The 15,610-nt window shown below is 48.7% G+C and carries 12 protein-coding genes and 1 riboswitch; of the genes, 6 read left to right on the top strand and 6 right to left on the bottom strand.

Annotated elements, in window-relative coordinates; translation table 11 throughout:
- Positions 1-261 precede the first annotated feature (261 nt).
- The 6 genes from QUA71_RS27450 to QUA71_RS27425 form a co-directional block, all read right to left on the bottom strand.
- The gene (locus QUA71_RS27450) at positions 262-1,476 is read right to left on the bottom strand and encodes a response regulator (RefSeq protein ID WP_333289976.1); all 1,215 of its coding nucleotides are present in this window, start codon (positions 1,474-1,476) and stop codon (positions 262-264) included.
- A gap of 216 nt (positions 1,477-1,692) precedes the next feature.
- Positions 1,693-1,923: a membrane protein insertion efficiency factor YidD gene (gene yidD / locus QUA71_RS27445; RefSeq protein ID WP_190655801.1), complete on the bottom strand. Its 231-nt coding sequence runs from the start codon at positions 1,921-1,923 to the stop codon at positions 1,693-1,695.
- 148 nt (positions 1,924-2,071) lie between these two features.
- Positions 2,072-3,013, bottom strand: coding sequence for a tRNA pseudouridine(55) synthase TruB (gene truB / locus QUA71_RS27440; protein WP_333289974.1), 942 nt, complete (start codon positions 3,011-3,013; stop codon positions 2,072-2,074).
- 234 nt (positions 3,014-3,247) lie between these two features.
- Positions 3,248-3,994 (bottom strand): calcium-binding protein, encoded by a 747-nt coding sequence (locus tag QUA71_RS27435; protein WP_333289972.1) that lies wholly within the window; start codon positions 3,992-3,994, stop codon positions 3,248-3,250.
- A gap of 40 nt (positions 3,995-4,034) precedes the next feature.
- The gene (gene atzF / locus QUA71_RS27430; RefSeq protein WP_333289970.1) at positions 4,035-5,849 is read right to left on the bottom strand and encodes an allophanate hydrolase; all 1,815 of its coding nucleotides are present in this window, start codon (positions 5,847-5,849) and stop codon (positions 4,035-4,037) included.
- Positions 5,850-5,882: 33 nt separating this feature from the next.
- Positions 5,883-6,023, bottom strand: coding sequence for a hypothetical protein (locus QUA71_RS27425; RefSeq protein WP_333289968.1), 141 nt, complete (start codon positions 6,021-6,023; stop codon positions 5,883-5,885).
- Between the two features lie 437 nt (positions 6,024-6,460).
- A riboswitch (guanidine-I (ykkC/yxkD leader) is annotated at positions 6,461-6,612 on the top strand.
- A gap of 144 nt (positions 6,613-6,756) precedes the next feature.
- On the opposite strand from QUA71_RS27425, the gene QUA71_RS27420 reads away from it, so the two are divergent.
- From QUA71_RS27420 to uca, 6 genes are all read left to right on the top strand, one after another.
- Positions 6,757-7,824 carry an ABC transporter substrate-binding protein gene (locus QUA71_RS27420; RefSeq protein ID WP_333289966.1) on the top strand — a complete coding sequence of 356 codons (1,068 nt, stop codon included), beginning with the start codon at positions 6,757-6,759 and terminating at the stop codon, positions 7,822-7,824.
- A gap of 107 nt (positions 7,825-7,931) precedes the next feature.
- Positions 7,932-8,783, top strand: a complete 852-nt coding sequence (locus tag QUA71_RS27415) for an ABC transporter permease (RefSeq protein ID WP_333289964.1) — start codon at positions 7,932-7,934, stop codon at positions 8,781-8,783.
- 156 nt (positions 8,784-8,939) lie between these two features.
- Entirely contained in the window at positions 8,940-9,716 is a 777-nt protein-coding gene (locus tag QUA71_RS27410) for an ABC transporter ATP-binding protein (RefSeq protein ID WP_006630934.1), read from the top strand.
- 440 nt (positions 9,717-10,156) lie between these two features.
- Positions 10,157-10,888, top strand: coding sequence for an urea amidolyase associated protein UAAP1 (locus QUA71_RS27405; RefSeq protein WP_333289962.1), 732 nt, complete (start codon positions 10,157-10,159; stop codon positions 10,886-10,888).
- Positions 10,889-10,965: 77 nt separating this feature from the next.
- Complete coding sequence (locus QUA71_RS27400; protein WP_333289960.1) at positions 10,966-11,607, top strand: urea amidolyase associated protein UAAP2; 642 nt, start codon at positions 10,966-10,968, stop codon at positions 11,605-11,607.
- Positions 11,608-11,663: 56 nt separating this feature from the next.
- Positions 11,664-15,425 (top strand): urea carboxylase, encoded by a 3,762-nt coding sequence (gene uca, locus QUA71_RS27395; RefSeq protein ID WP_333289958.1) that lies wholly within the window; start codon positions 11,664-11,666, stop codon positions 15,423-15,425.
- Positions 15,426-15,610 lie beyond the last annotated feature (185 nt).

Genomic DNA, 15,610 nt, shown 5'->3' with positions numbered 1-15,610 from the left:
TCAACGCAGCTCATTTGTCTGTCTTACATGATTGAGCGGCTTGGGTGCGTGAAGCACCGTTTAGTCTAAACTCCAATTAGCGCTCAGCATACCACAACTGTGCAACGCCGAAATCCGCGCTTTGAAATCAAGAAAAACCATGCAACCGCCCCTACAAGATTTATTGGTAAAATCCGGTTGCGTCTTTATTGTACAATACTTATCGGGTGACCCGGAGGCTCACGCACCCGATAAGTGAGGCTTTATGAGCATAATGTGCGTTCAAGAATTTGCCAAGGTAAGTTGTCGTGAATGGAGTAAATCTTGGGGGCGAATTGCTGAAGGGTAGGAATCGCCTTTTAGCTTCAAATACTTGTCAACTATTTGCACAACCTGTTCGGGATTGGCTGGCTTGCTCAAAAAATCGGAAGCACCTGTCAATTTCGCTCGCGTGCGGTCAATTATACCGTCTTGACCGGTCAAAAACACGATCGGAGTTTCCCGAAAAGCAGGCGTCTTCCGCAAAAAATTGCACAAAGCAAAGCCACTTGTCTTCGGCATCACCACGTCCATAAAAATTAAAGCCGGCTTTTGTTTGGCGAGGATGCCGACTCCCTGCATGGGATCTTGAATTTTTAGGACTCGATATCCCTCCGGCAATAAAATTTGCTCTAAAAATTCGCACACTGTCGGACTGTCATCGATACAGGCAATCAAAGGGCGACCCGGCCCAGCGATCGCCGCGGCAAGGCGCCACTGTTCTATAGGCGACGGCAAGTCTGGTACTGTTCGGAAATTTACTAAACCCTGCTTGATGTAATTAACTAAACCGCGAGTTGCCACTGTCACGCACTGCTTTTTCTTAAATGCAATATCCCAAAGAGTATTCTCGCCGTTGAATACGTTACCCAAAGCGATCAAAGAATTAGAACTAAATCGATTTTGCTGCAACTGGGCCGACGGTTTTAAAAGCGGTGCTTGTTCTGGATCTACCAACCACAAACCCATTCCTTTCCACTTCTGCCAAATTTCTTCTGTACAACACAGAACTTTCTCTACTTCTGTTAAAGACAGCAGCAAAGAAGAGGTAATTGTAGAAAAATATTTCTGGGACGGACGCCACTCCCGGCGCAAACCCGATTGACCGATCAGAGCAAATAACACTTCGGAAAGGCTGGTGTGGACGATCGCCCTAGCTTGTTCGAGACTCATTTCGCTGGCTGCTATCCCTCGCTGAAGCAGTTGATATTCCCACAGTTCTCCAGCATCGAGGTTTCTGAGATCCACTTGAAAGTTTCGACAGTGTTGCCCGATCGCTCTGTACCAGCGCCTCGATCTGTGCGCTCCTCCCGTGGCATACACCAAACTACCCTGAAAAAAGTAAAGTTGCCATTGTTGCTCCCCTTGCTCTAACAGCAGTTTCCCCGTTGCTTGTTTCTGGCTGAGTACAGCCAGAGTATGGGACAACATTTTGTATCCGATTGCGGTAGCAGACATATCAACTCGCATCCCCTGTACTCTGTTTGTACCATTATATAGCTGCTGAGTTTTGAAAGATAACAGTAATATTACTGAAGTTAGGTTAAAAAACACCACTAATCCTGCGAATTTAACCGTCTTAGGGAGTGATTCCCCTCGGTAGTTTTAGCCATGAGGATGCAACGCCTATTTGCACTATTAACTAATAACTAAAATACTGTTTGTGACTAATAACTAATTGCCCTCGCTATCTTTGGGAGGTACAGGATCGTAACCCCCTGGATGAAAAGGATGACAGCGCAAAATCCGCTTAACCGCCATCGAGCTGCCACGGGCCGGCCCAAATCTTTCTATTGCTTCGATCGCGTATTGCGAGCAAGTTGGTTGAAATCTACAGGCGTTAGGCAGGTAAGGAGAAATCCCCATTTTGTAGCCTCGGATTAATCCGATCAGCAATATTTTCACAATTTTTACCTCAGCGATTGATTAGATTAATAGCAAAATCTCGTCCCGTACCGCTGTAAGCTAGGTGAATCTAGGCCTTCCCAGCGGTTATAGTTACGCCAACTTTTACAGTACCAATTATACCTATTTTCATTTTTATTTTAGATAGTTAAAGCACAATTTGAGGAGATAATATGGTACTTGTCTCTGAGTTCGCTACTTGACCGATACCTAAAAAATTACCGTCTCGATCGTAAACCTGCAACGGATAGGGAGGTTGGGGTATTGGGTTGTGGGGGGGATGGTTGCTACTTTCTTCCTCTCCGCCTATCGGCGTTTCGGGGATCGGGAGGCGCTGTCCTTGAAACCAGCGTTTGGTATATTCAGGGGAAAGGACGATCGCCCCTAAATGTCCCAAAACCGCCGATGGCAAAATCGGGCAGAATTTATTTTCCTGCAATTGCAGTTCCAATTGTTCAAAACTGAGACTTTCCTCGATCGAAAAACCGCTACTTTCGGTGCGAGTCAAACAAGCCAAAGTAGCGCCTGTATTCAACACCGCACCCAGATCCCGCGCGATCGCCCGAATGTAAGTACCAGCCCCGCAGGCGATCGACAAATCCAATTCAGGAAAATCCCCCGATCGCCAATCCAAGATTTCCAGCCGAAAAACCTCGACATTCCTAGCAGCAACTTCTACAGTTTCCCCTTTTCTAGCTAACTCATAAAGGCGTTTTCCTCCCACCTGCACCGCACTAAAACTCGGCGGCAACTGCTCGATTTTTCCTATAAATTTTGGCAGTGCAGCTTGCACTTTTTCCAAACTCAACTCCGGCACCGGTCGAGAATGGATAATTTCTCCTTCTAAATCGTCAGTAGCAGTAGTTAAGCCAAACCGAATCGTACCTCGGTAAGCTTTATTGTGTTGGAGATATTGCAGCAGTCTGGTTGCTTTGCCCAGGGCGATCGGTAAAACGCCAGTCACAGCAGGATCTAGGGTTCCTCCGTGTCCGACTCGCTTCAGTTTCAATAGCCGGCGCACTCGCCCCACGCAGTCGTGAGATGTCATGCCGGCAGGTTTGTTGAGATTGAGAAAACCGTCAGTAGTCATTAGGAAGTTCGGCAACGAGCAATGTACGGGATGTAACGGATATAACGGATGTCAGGAAGAGGGAAGAAGGAAGCAGGAAAAAGGAAGATGAGAAGTTTTGAGATTGCTTTCCTTCGCATCGTGAAAGCTAACGTTATTCGCCACGGGAAAGCGGTTTTGAGTTAAAAAGTTCAACATTCAAAACTTAAAACTACAAAGTACCCGCCAACCCAATTATCAATTCCCAATTCCCGATTAAAAAATAAAGTCTGCCTGACTGATAGAAGTGCGCGCAACTCCGAATAAAGTAGCCAGAGTTTCGTTACTGCTTGTAAGCTGAATAATTGTACTGGTCGTAGTTCCCGGCCCAGCGGAAATGGTGAGTTCGCCAAAGGTGAGGCCGGCAGTCAAGCGAATTCGCTCGGTACCATCAGTAAAATCTGTAATCACATCACCATCAGCCGATCGCCCGATCGCAAAAGTATCGTTTCCGACGCCGCCAGTTAAAGTATCTCGGCCGCGATCGCCCGATAAACAGTCATCGCCGATGCCACCAAACAGCGAGTCATCGCCGGCACCCCCAAAAAACGTGTCATTACCCGCGCCGCCCAACAAGGTATCGGTGTCTTGGTTGCCAAATAGCAAATCATTACCCTCGTCGCCCAGCATTGAGTCAGAACCTTTGCCACCGTAGAAACTATCGTCGCCCGCGCCGCCCAAAACGCTGTCGCGGCCGGCACCGCCGAACAGTCTGTCATTGCCAACGTCGCCCAGCAGTGAGTCATCGCCGTCGCCGCCGTAGAGGCTATCGTCTGCGCCTAAGCCCAAAATGCTGTCAGGGCCACCCAAACCAAATATCAAGTTAGCGCCCGCAGTACCTCTGAGGGAGTCAGGGCCGGTGGTGCCCCGAGTGCCACCAGGTGATCCTCCGGGACTGGTACCGCCGCCGGTGGGGGTTGGGGTTGTGACGGGAATTGGTCGAATTGGCACTGCTGATGGCATGATTCTGAAGATGGGTAGAAATTTGCCATTCTAACTTAGCTTAAAACCGGAAGTTGTAAGCTCGCCAACCGCCGAGATGAGAAATATCGATCGCATCCGCCACAGCATAAGGTTCGCACAAAAAGCCCTGCACCGTCGAGCCGTCCTCCAACACCAGGGTACCAATTCCCAGCGGCGGGGGAATTTTAGCGACAAATCCGCCGAAAGCTGCGATCGACAACTCCCAAACTTCCACCTCGATCGCGCTACCGCCCTCTATCTGACGCACCAATCCCGGCTTGCCCAGAGCAGTACCCGTCAAAGCGTACAGCTTGTAAATCGGGCTGGTACGGCAGGAACGAAGCAAAATACCTCCCCCCTCGATTAGTTGATAATTCAGCGGTTCACCGCTCAAATGAGCGCCAACCACGGCTATTTTGACTCGTTCTTCTGAGGAAGATTTGGCGGCGATGGCGGGTTCTGGGACGGTTGGCAGCGGCAGGTTGGTTGCGCCCATAGTTCCCCCCAAGCTAGCGTGGAAAGCAGCTCCCAGGCCGCAGAGCGATAAATCGTGCCACGCAGGAGCCATCAGTGTCAATCCTGCGGGCAATCCGCTGCTTTGAAACCCGCTGGGAACTGCGATCGCACACAAATCGAGCAAATTCGCAAAGTTCGTGTAGCGCCCGAGATTGGTGTTGAGCGCGATCGGCTCGGCTGCAACTTCTGCGACAGTATAAATCGTGCCTGTCGTGGGAACCGCCAACACATCCATTGACTGCCACTGAATTTCTGCCTGCTGGCGGAGCTCGGCCAACCGGTACGACGCGCGGTAGGCAGAGACGGCATCGTAGCGTTTGCCGCCGCTGATAATTTCGTAGACGATCGGATCGATATCCTCTGGGTGCGCGTCGAGGAAATCGCCGATCGCGGCCAACCTTTCTGCTACCCAAGGGCCGCCGTAGAGCAGTTCGGCAGCATCCGCAAAGGGTTTGAAGTCAATAGGTGCGATCGTGCAGCCCAAAGATTGCAAGCGCGCGAGATCCTCTCGGTAGCGCTGTTCGGCTTCTGCATTCCCGAAAAATTCGAGTTCGCCGTCTCCGGGAACTCCCACCCGCAAGCGGGATAAATCCGGCAAAACTTTCGTTTCAGGGTGACGAGAAAACGCATCCTCAGCGTCAAAACCGCTGGCTACTTGCAGCACGGAGGCCGCATCCGCACAGGTGAGAGCGAACACAGAAACGCAATCGAGCGATCGCACAGCCGGCAGCAGGCCGCGAGTGCCGATCGAGCCGCAACTTGGCTTCAGCCCGACAATGTTGGTAAAAGCAGCGGGAACCCGCCCCGAGCCTGCGGTATCGGTACCCAGAGCAAAACTCACCAATCCGGCGGAGACTGCTGCGGCGGAACCGGAACTCGATCCGCCCGGAATGTAGTGCGAATCGAACGGATTGCGACAAACTCCATAAGGCGTGCGGGTTCCCACTAATCCTGTGGCAAACTGATCCATGTTAGTTTTGCCGATCGCGATCGCACCTGCCGCGCACAGGCGCTCTACCACTGCGGACGATCGCGCTGGAGTGCTAGCAAACGGAGGACATCCCGCCGTAGTCGGAACGCCCGCCCAATCGAGATTATCTTTGATCGCAAAAGGTATTCCGTAGAGTGGTAGCTGCTGCGGATCTAGGTTTTCCAAAGCTTTGGCGCGTTCGAGGGTTTCCGCCTGCGGTGCTAAATAAATCCATACCGCCGGATCTGCATAGCGTTCGATCCGATCGTACACGCTCGCGATTACATCTGCAGGCGCGATCGAGCCGGTGCGGTAGCGATCGAGCAGCGAATGAATGTCGAGACTGTTGCTGTAGTTAAATTTTTCCATAATGCACCGTCAGTCGATTTTAGATTTTAGATTTTAGATTTTAGATTCAAGAGTTGAGTTTACAGGCTTTGCTGGGCGATCGTTATTACTCACGCCCAGAGTACCATTCTCAAGAACAGGCTGTCCGGCCTGTTCCACAAAGAGTGTATTTCTTTCTTCTTGTGGGGTGGGCATCCTGCCCGCCCATAAAAGGCTTATTGAGAATGGTGGAACATCTCAGTTATTACAAATAGGATGTTAGTTTACCGCATTGGCATCGTACTCGCATCCAGTCTAGGACTCGAACTATTTCTTGAGAAATATTCAACCCTGACCTTGCGGGTTTCGTCTTTGTGTGCAGGCAAACTTCGCGATTTCCCATCGCCCCGTCTCATCGCCCGGTTTAATCTTCCAAAAATTTTAATTTTACAAATTCCAGAAAAACCGTTTTTTGTAACATCTTACACATTTTCGCATCAAGTTTGCTGTTACCGTTTGAAACGTAGCAATCTAGTAAGATTGCAAACTACAGTATGCTTACCTTTCAAAAAGCTAAGTGCATTGCTGTTACCAACAGTCTTGAATAACTCCTTGGGTTGCAAACAGGACTTATACAGACAAAAACCGAAAAAATTAACCGCTTCTAGGGTTCCGATTTGAATTAGTTTCTAAGTCAGCTTAGAAAGTTCAAGTGCTGGTCCGAGAGAAGCAGACTGGTTCTCCCAAGATTTTAATTTTAGGGAAACACTAGCCAGTTACACGGCGGGATAAAAGCCCGGGAGAAACGCGATCGGTCATCAAGACTCGGTTCGTTAGCTCTCGGGCTTTATCCTTGTAGATCAGGGGGGTTTGCGGAAGCTAAGGAAGCCAAAGAAGGTGCAAAAGCTCGATCGACATATTCACCTCTAACCAGCAACCAGAATCTGCTATGAATATCCGATATTGCTCACCCAAAATAACGCGATCGCCCTTATCCTACTGCGCCCTATTTTGCATCACTTTGTTTTTCGCTGTCGGCTGCGTCAACCCGGCAATTTATATCAAAACCACGACTGAAAGCGAAGCAGCTTCTTCAGTAAGTGCTGATGCAGTTAGCCTCGGATTCAGCGCGTGGCCCGGCTGGTTTCCTTGGCAAATTGCCAAAGAGCAAAAGATATTTGAAGCTAACAATGTTCCTGTAGACTTAAAATGGTTTGACGGCTACTTAGAATCGATCAGCACCCTCACAGCAGGACAGATAAATGCTAACAGCCAAACCCTCGGCGATACAGTAAACTCTATATCAGGCGGCGCCGACCAAGTAATTGTTTTAGTCAACGACAACTCGACGGGAAATGACAAAGTGATTGTCGCCGAAGGCATCAATTCCGTTGCCGATTTGAAAGGCAAAAAAGTTGCAGCAGAGGAAGGTACAGTCGATCACTTTCTATTGCTGTTAGGCCTGAGAAAAGCAGGTTTATCAGTGCAAGATATTCAATTTGTACCGCTGGAAACTGGCAAAGCTGCGGCGGCTTTCGTCGGAGGACAAGTCGATGCGGTGGCAGTATTTGCGCCGTTTACCACGCAGGCATTAAAACGATCGAACAGCAAGGAACTGTTTAGTTCAAAAGATTTTCCGGGGGCGATTTCCGACCATTTGGTATTCACCCGAAAGTTTATCGGCGAACACCCAGATCGAGTGCAAGCCCTGGTCAATTCATGGTTTGCAACATTGGAATACATGAAAGCAAATAAAGAGAAATCTTACGAAATTCTAGCCAACCGCGCCGGAGTAAGCGTTGAAGAATACAAAGAATATGAAAATGGTACTAAAATATTTACGATCGAGGAAAACTTGAAAGCCTTTCAACCGGGAAATGACATGACATCATTGCAGTTTGCGGCGGCCGAAATGACTAAATTTCTCGTCGATGTAAATTTAGCAAAAACCCAACCAGATATCAGCACATTATTTGACGATCGTTTTATAAAAGCTTATGCCGAAGGTAAAAGCTAAAAGGCATAATTTAGGATTGTGCAGACACAAAAAAACTTAAAAAAAATACTTTTTATAATCCCCAAAATCTACTCCAATTACTCGAGAAACCGTTCCGCAATTAAATCATGCCACCAAATCCCGATCCGCGATCGATCCAATCCCACCTCAAGCAAAAAAGCCTAAATCCCACCGTTTTCTGGCGGATTGCGGAAGAGATACCACAACCCCTCAATATTGGGTTAACGGTAACATCGATCGCACTGCCGCTGCTGCTGTGGTGGCTAGTAACAACCTTCGCCAACGTAGACCCCAAATTTTTGCCTTCCCCTGGCAAAGTTTTAGAGGCATTTGGTCGGCTGTGGAACACTCGCGAACTTTTGAAAGACACAGTAGCGAGTTTGTGGCGGGTGGGAGTCGGCTTTCTGTTCGCCTTGGTTTTTTCCATACCAATTGGCGTGCTGATGGGCAGTTTTCCCAGTATTCGCGCCTTGCTGGAACCCATGTTCGGCTTGATGCGATATATGCCCGCACCAGCATTCATTCCCCTGCTAATTCTGTACTTGGGAATCGGCGAAGAACCCAAAATAATGCTGATATTTATCGGCGTCTTTTTCTTCAATTCGCTGATGGTGATGGATACAGTCAAGTTTGTTCCAAAAGACTTGATCGAATCTACTTATATGTTGGGCGGAAATCGCTGGGAAATCCTAACTCAAGTTATTTTCCCCCACGTTTTGCCGGGAATTCTTGATGCTAGCCGCATCAACTTAGCTGCGGCTTGGCAATTGGTAATCGTCTCGGAATTGATTGCGGCAACCGAAGGCTTAGGCCGCCGGATCAGCGTCGCAGGTCGATTTCTCCGAACCGAGGAAATTTTTGTGGGGCTGATTGTCATTGGGGCGATCGGACTGACTTTTGACTTGCTTTTTCAATATCTGCTGCGGGTTTCTTGTAAATGGTCAATTCAGAAACAGTAAGCAGATTTTGAAGGAAGAAGGAAGAAGGAAGAGGGAAGAAGGCAGTGGTGTCAAATAAAATTGAAACCCACGCTAGATATCGTTTTTAGTCCTAAAGTTTACATATTTTGGGAATGAAAAAATCAATTTTTAACTTACAATACAGAGGATAATCTCATGTTTCTACAAATCAACAACCTGCACAAAAACTTTGAAACGAAAAACGGTAAATTAGTTGTCCTCAAGGACATCAATATGAGCATCAAGCAAGGCGAATTTATCTGCGCGGTAGGCGCATCCGGTTCGGGCAAATCTACTCTGTTGAGGCAGATTGCGGGATTGGACAAGCCGACAACAGGGGAAGTGAAAATTGACGGCAAGGAAGTTGTTTCGCCTGGGCCGGATCGAGGTATGGTATTTCAGCATTACACTCTTTATCCTTGGATGAACGTGCAGGAAAATGCCGAGTTTGGCCTCAAACTTCAAGGCGTTTCCAAGAAAAAGCGGCGCGAACAAGCGAGCTATTATTTGAGTGTGGTAGGATTGACGCAGTTTGCTTCGTCGCTGCCGAAGGAATTGTCGGGCGGGATGAAACAGCGGGTGGCGATCGCCCGCGCCCTCGCTTCTGAACCTAAAGTGTTATTAATGGATGAACCTTTCGGCGCCTTGGATATCCACACTAAAGAATCGATGCACGAATTTATGCTCGATTTGTGGCGCCGCACTCAGATTACAATTTTTATGATTACCCACGATGTCGAAGAAGCGGTGTTTCTTTCCAATCGGATTTATGCTTTGGGCGCTCGTCCCGGTACAGTGAGAAAGGAAATGTCGATTAATTTGCCCGATCGCACTCCCAGCATTAAACGCCACGCCAAATTCCACGATTACCGCGACGAACTCATGGACTTGATGCGGAAACACGGACAGGAAGCAGTTGCAATGGCTGCTTAAATAGAAATAGGTTTGTATTTGCACTTTTTGGGCGGGCAGGATGCCCACCCCACAAGAAAACTCACTCTTTGTGGAACGGGCATCTTGCCCGTTCTTGAGAATGGTGCAAGATGTAAACGGACAGGAAGCAGTTGCAATGGCTGCTTAAATAGAAATAGGTTTGTATTTGCACTTTTTGCACCCGCGCCAACAGTACAACGGCCAACCTAAGTAAGTGGAAACTTAACATCTTGCACCCTTGTCAATTACCTATTTAGGAACGGGCAAGATGCCCGTTCCACAATAAAATTGAGTTTTGTGGAACGGGCATCTTGCCCGTTCTTGAGAATGGTGCAAGATATCAGTGGAAATAAATATTACTTTGGGAGAGGGCGCGTTTTGCCACTACAGAATACTATTGTTGGTTTCGCTGACCCCCCCAAATACATCAAGAGGAACTTATGGTGCAACTATCATCGATCGACCCAAACTCACAAATTGATTCAAGCCTCGTATTAATCGAAGAAACCGTACCGGGCGGCGCGTACTGGTCGGGAGTCATCAAGCGGGGAAACACCCTGCGAATCACCGATTTAGAAGGCTCTCGCGGCGTTTCCATGCTGTGCTACAACGCCGACAATGCGATCGAACGTTTCAACGCAGCAGACACCGCCAAAATTCAATTCAACGCCTTTCTCAAACAAGGCATGGTGATCTACACAGACATGGGACGCATCCTATTTTCCATCACCCAAGACACCTCCGGCTGTCACGATTTGCTAGGAGGATGCAGCAACGCCATTAGCAATGCCAAAAAATACGGCGAAGGAGACTGGAAAAACTCGCGTGACAACTTCCTCAAAGCCCTAAGTCGGTGGGGATTGGGCAAAAAAGATATCATGCCCAACCTCAACTTATTTACTCGCATTGCCGTCAAACCAGACGGCACGATGGAGTTTCGCGAAGGCTGCGAAAAACCGGGAAGTTTTATCGATTTGCGAGCCGAAATGAACGTATTGACCATTATCTCTAACTGCCCCCACATCCTGCATCCTGGTTCAAACTACGATCTAAAACCCATCCAAATTCAGATAGTGAAAACCCCCGCACCCCCACCAGACGACTTGTGCCGCACCGCCAACCCGGAAGCCGTGCGCGGGTTCATCAACACTGATGCTTTGTTCGTGCAATAGACTCGATTCCAGCACTCAATCTTGTCCGCACCAATCTGCGGTAAAAAATTCTGCAATTCCATCACAAAAAGTGAACCATGACTGCAACTACCCAACAAATCCTCGCTCCAGAAACAGCAATTTATAACGAAGTTTTACCAGCCAGACATCCCTGGTCTCGCGTCATCAAAAAAGGACAGATTCTCCGGATTGTAGATTTAGGCGGAAATCAAGCAGTAGATTTTTTAGTTTACAATGCCGATGACCCTTCCGAACGCTACAGCGCCCCCGATACGATCGTCAATCAAGGCAACATCTTTGTCACTACAAACAGCCAACTTATTTCCAACGAAGGGCGAGCCATGATGACCATAATTGCTGACTCCTGCGGGCGGCACGATACCTCCGGCGGCGCCTGTAGCTGCGAGAGCAATTCGGTGCGGTTTGGACTCGATAAAAAATACCAGCACGCCTGTGTTGAAAATTTCCTCGCCGCAATTCTTCCCCACGGTTTGGGTAAGCGAGATTTAGTCAGCAATATCAACTTCTTTATGAATGTTCCGGTTAGCGAAGATGGCACGCTAGAAATTGTTGACGGCATCTCCGATCCGGGAAGTACAGTTGATTTGCGAGCCGAAATGAACGCACTGGTTGCTATTTCTAACTGCCCGCAAATGAACAATCCTTGCAATGCTTACAATCCTACGCCGATTCAGTTGATTGTTTGGGATTCTGTGTAATATAATATGCCCGCCGCAAGCTATTAGAATCACCCGCGCGGAGGACGCTGGCACTATTGTTAGCACCCTTCCCTATTGCCCCAAAAGACTTGCATGGCATTCCCAAGCTTTCCTATCTGGAAATTATCTGCGTTTATCTGCGTTCATCTCCCATACATCTGCGGTTGACTTATCAATCAAAGATTTATACAATTACCCAAATGTTTAACAAAGTTTTGATTGCAAATCGCGGTGAAATTGCCTGCCGAATTATCCGCACGCTCGATCGCCTCGGAATTGCTTCAGTAGCAGTATATTCTGAAGCCGACGCCCGTGCCAAGCACGTTTTCGCCGCCAGCGAAGCCGTTTGTATCGGTGCAGCCGCCGCAGCCGAGAGTTATTTGCGGTTCGATCGCATTCTCGAAGTTGCGCGCCAAACTAAAGCTCAAGCTATCCATCCGGGTTACGGCTTTTTGAGCGAAAATGCTGAATTTGCCGAAGCTTGTGCAAGCGAAAATATTGCATTTATCGGCCCGACTCCGAGTCAGTTGCGCTGCTTTGGATTGAAGCACACCGCGCGGGAAATAGCCGCTGCAAATCAAGTGCCGCTAACTCCCGGAAGCGAACTTTTAGCCAGTTTAGAGGATGCCCAAAAAGCGGCTGGGGCGATCGGCTATCCGGTGATGCTCAAAAGTACCGCAGGCGGCGGCGGCATTGGTTTGCAGGCTTGTTTTGGCGATCGAGATTTAGCAGAAGCATTTGAAAAAGTACAGCGTTTGAGTCAAAGCAATTTTAAACAAAGCGGCGTTTTTTTAGAGAAATACATTCAAACAGCCCGGCACATTGAAGTCCAAATCTTTGGAGATGGCAAAGGCAATGTCATAGCCTTGGGCGAGCGAGATTGTTCGGTGCAGCGGCGCAATCAAAAAGTAATAGAAGAAACCCCCGCCCCTGCTATTACCGACGAACAGCGAAATCAGTTGTACGGTGCAGCCGTGCGGTTGGGAAAAGCGGTAAATTACCAGTCAGCCGGTACTGTTGAATTTGTCTTTGATGTCGATGCGAAACAGTTTTATTTTTTGGAAGTCAACACGCGCTTGCAAGTTGAACACGGCGTTACTGAAGCTGTCAACAACATCGACCTCGTTGAGTGGATGGTAAAACAGGCTTCGGGAGATTTGTTCCCCCTGGAAGAGTACCGCTATCGGCCGCAGGGACACTCAATTGAGGTGCGAATTTATGCGGAAGATGCCGGCAAGAATTTTCAGCCGAGTTCCGGGTTGATGAATCAAGTTGCGTTTCCCGAAAACGTCCGCTGCGACAGTTGGATAGAAACCGGCACGGAGGTTACTCCTTTTTACGATCCGCTGCTAGCCAAAGTAATCGTTTGCGGGGATAATCGAACGCAGGCGATCGCTCAACTCAAAGCTGCTTTAGATGCCAGTGAAATAGCGGGAATTGAAACTAATTTAGATTACCTCCGCCAGATTTTAGACGATTCCAGATTCAACCAAGGTGAACTGAGCACGCGCTTTTTAAACTCTTTTGAATACGCACCTTTAACGATCGATGTATTGGATGGGGGAACCTACAGCAGCATTCAAGATTATCCGGGGCGGATTGGCTATTGGGATGTTGGCGTGCCGCCTTCTGGGCCGATGGATCATCTGGCATTTCGATCGGCAAATCGTTTAGTAGGAAATCCCGAATCGACAGCAGGATTGGAATTCACAGCGACAGGCCCAACTCTGCGCTTTAATGCCGATACAGTTATTAGTTTGACTGGTGCAACTATGAAGGGAACGCTAAACGGCGAATCGGTGCCGTTTTGGACGGCTGTTCCCGTCAAAGCGGGCAGCATTCTTAAGTTAAAAGGCATTCAAGGCGGCGGCTACCGCACTTATTTAGCGGTAAAGCACGGCTTTAATGTCCCCGATTATTTGGGTAGCAAATCAACTTTTGTACTGGGCAAATTTGGCGGACACGCGGGCCGCACGCTGCGTCCGGGAGATGTGCTTAAACTGCTTCAAACTGCCACTCTGGAAGCGGAAATATCTTTGCCTCCGGAACTAATTCCCACCTACAGCAATAAGTGGGAAATCGGCGTTTTGTACGGGCCTCACGGCGCGCCGGATTTCTTTACTGAGTCAGACATCGAAATGTTTTTCTCCACAGAATGGCAGGTGCATTACAACTCGACGCGGACGGGCATTCGGCTGATCGGCCCGAAGCCGACTTGGGCGCGTCAAGACGGAGGAGAAGCGGGTTTGCACCCGTCTAACATTCACGATAATGCTTACGCGATCGGCACGATCGATTTTACGGGCGATATGCCTGTAATTCTCGGTCTTGACGGCCCGAGTTTGGGAGGTTTTGTGTGTCCTGCTACTATTGTGCAGTCGGAATTGTGGAAAATCGGGCAACTGAAACCGGGGGACAGCATTCGCTTTCACTGTTTGAGTTTTGCTGAAGCTTTGCAGCGGGAAGTAGCACAAGATAAGCAAATTGCTACTTTTTGTTTGCCTGTTTTTGAGGAAAATGCGGATAAATTGCCCGCCGTTCCTCCCTCTCCAATTTTGCAGGAAATTCCCGAATATCCGGGACAGGTTGCTGTTACTTACCGTCAAGCTGGGGATAAGTATATCCTAGTTGAATACGGCCCATTGGTGCTGGATTTAAATTTGCGTTTTCGGGCGCACGCATTGATGGAACAGTTGAAAGCAAATCCGTTGCCGGGTGTGATCGAATTAGTGCCGGGAATGCGATCGCTCCAAATTCATTTTGACAGCCGCCAGCTTTCGCAACAGCAGCTAATGCAGGCGCTGATTGGGGCGGAGGCGGAACTTCCGGCGATCGAGGATTTGGAAGTGCCGGCGCGAATTGTGCACTTGCCTTTATCTTGGGAAGATGAATCGACGCTGTTGGCCATTGAAAAATATATGCAGTCTGTGCGATCGGATGCACCTTGGTGTCCCAGCAATATTGAGTTTATTCGCCGCATAAACGGGCTTGACAGCATCGAACAAGTCAGAGAAATTGTATTTAATGCTAGCTATTTAGTGATGGGTTTGGGAGACGTTTATTTAGGGGCGCCCGTCGCAACTCCCCTCGATCCGCGCCACCGTTTGGTTACTACTAAATACAATCCCGCCCGCACTTGGACTCCTGAAAATGCAGTTGGCATTGGCGGCGCGTATTTGTGCGTTTACGGGATGGAAGGGCCCGGAGGTTATCAATTTGTTGGCCGCACGGTGCAAATGTGGAATCGGTTCAAACAAACGGCGGATTTCCAGTCTGGTAAACCTTGGCTTTTGCGCTTTTTTGACCAAATCCGATTTTATCCGGTTTCTCATGAGGAATTGCACCGCTGTCGGGAAGAATTTATTGAAGGGAAGTTTAAATTAAAGGTTGAGGAAATCACTTTTAATTTGAGAGAATACAATGAGTTTTTGCATTCTATTGCGGGCAGTGCGGCTGAGTTTAAAGCGCAGCAGCAGGCCGCATTTAATGCAGAGCGCGATCGCTGGGCAGCATCAGGGGAGTTTGAAGCTGAATCTGCCCCAGAAGCCTCGGCGGATGTGGGTTCTGAAACGGCGGCGGAGGTTACTTTGCCGATCGGTAGTGAGGCAGTTGTCGCTCACGTTTCGGCTAATGTTTGGCAGGTGCTGGTTAATGTTGGAGATGCGGTTGCTGAGGGCGATCGCCTGTTAATTTTGGAAGCGATGAAAATGGAAATTGCTATTACTGCTGATGTTGCGGGCACTGTTGCCGAGTTGTTTTGTGAAAAAGGGCAAACGGTGACAGCCGGACAAATTCTAGCGGCTGTTCAACCGAATTAATCCCTCTGTTGTCAGTTCGGAAACAGGGGGAAGCTAGGCAGCAACCAAATCAGTAACTACTCGGCGTTGCATAATTGCGGGATGATTTTGATTGTTTTGTGGGATAGGCGGAACTTACCCCTCACGCTTGATCGCGAGAGTTTTCAAACCCCCTGGCAGCGGTCGAACTGGGTGAGAACCCTCAC

This window comes from Microcoleus sp. MON1_C5, assembly GCF_036701875.1.
Classification (GTDB): Bacteria; Cyanobacteriota; Cyanobacteriia; order Cyanobacteriales; family Microcoleaceae; genus Microcoleus.
The sequence above is the reverse complement of the archived record's forward strand: the minus strand, read 5'-3'. Positions and strand labels throughout refer to the sequence as shown.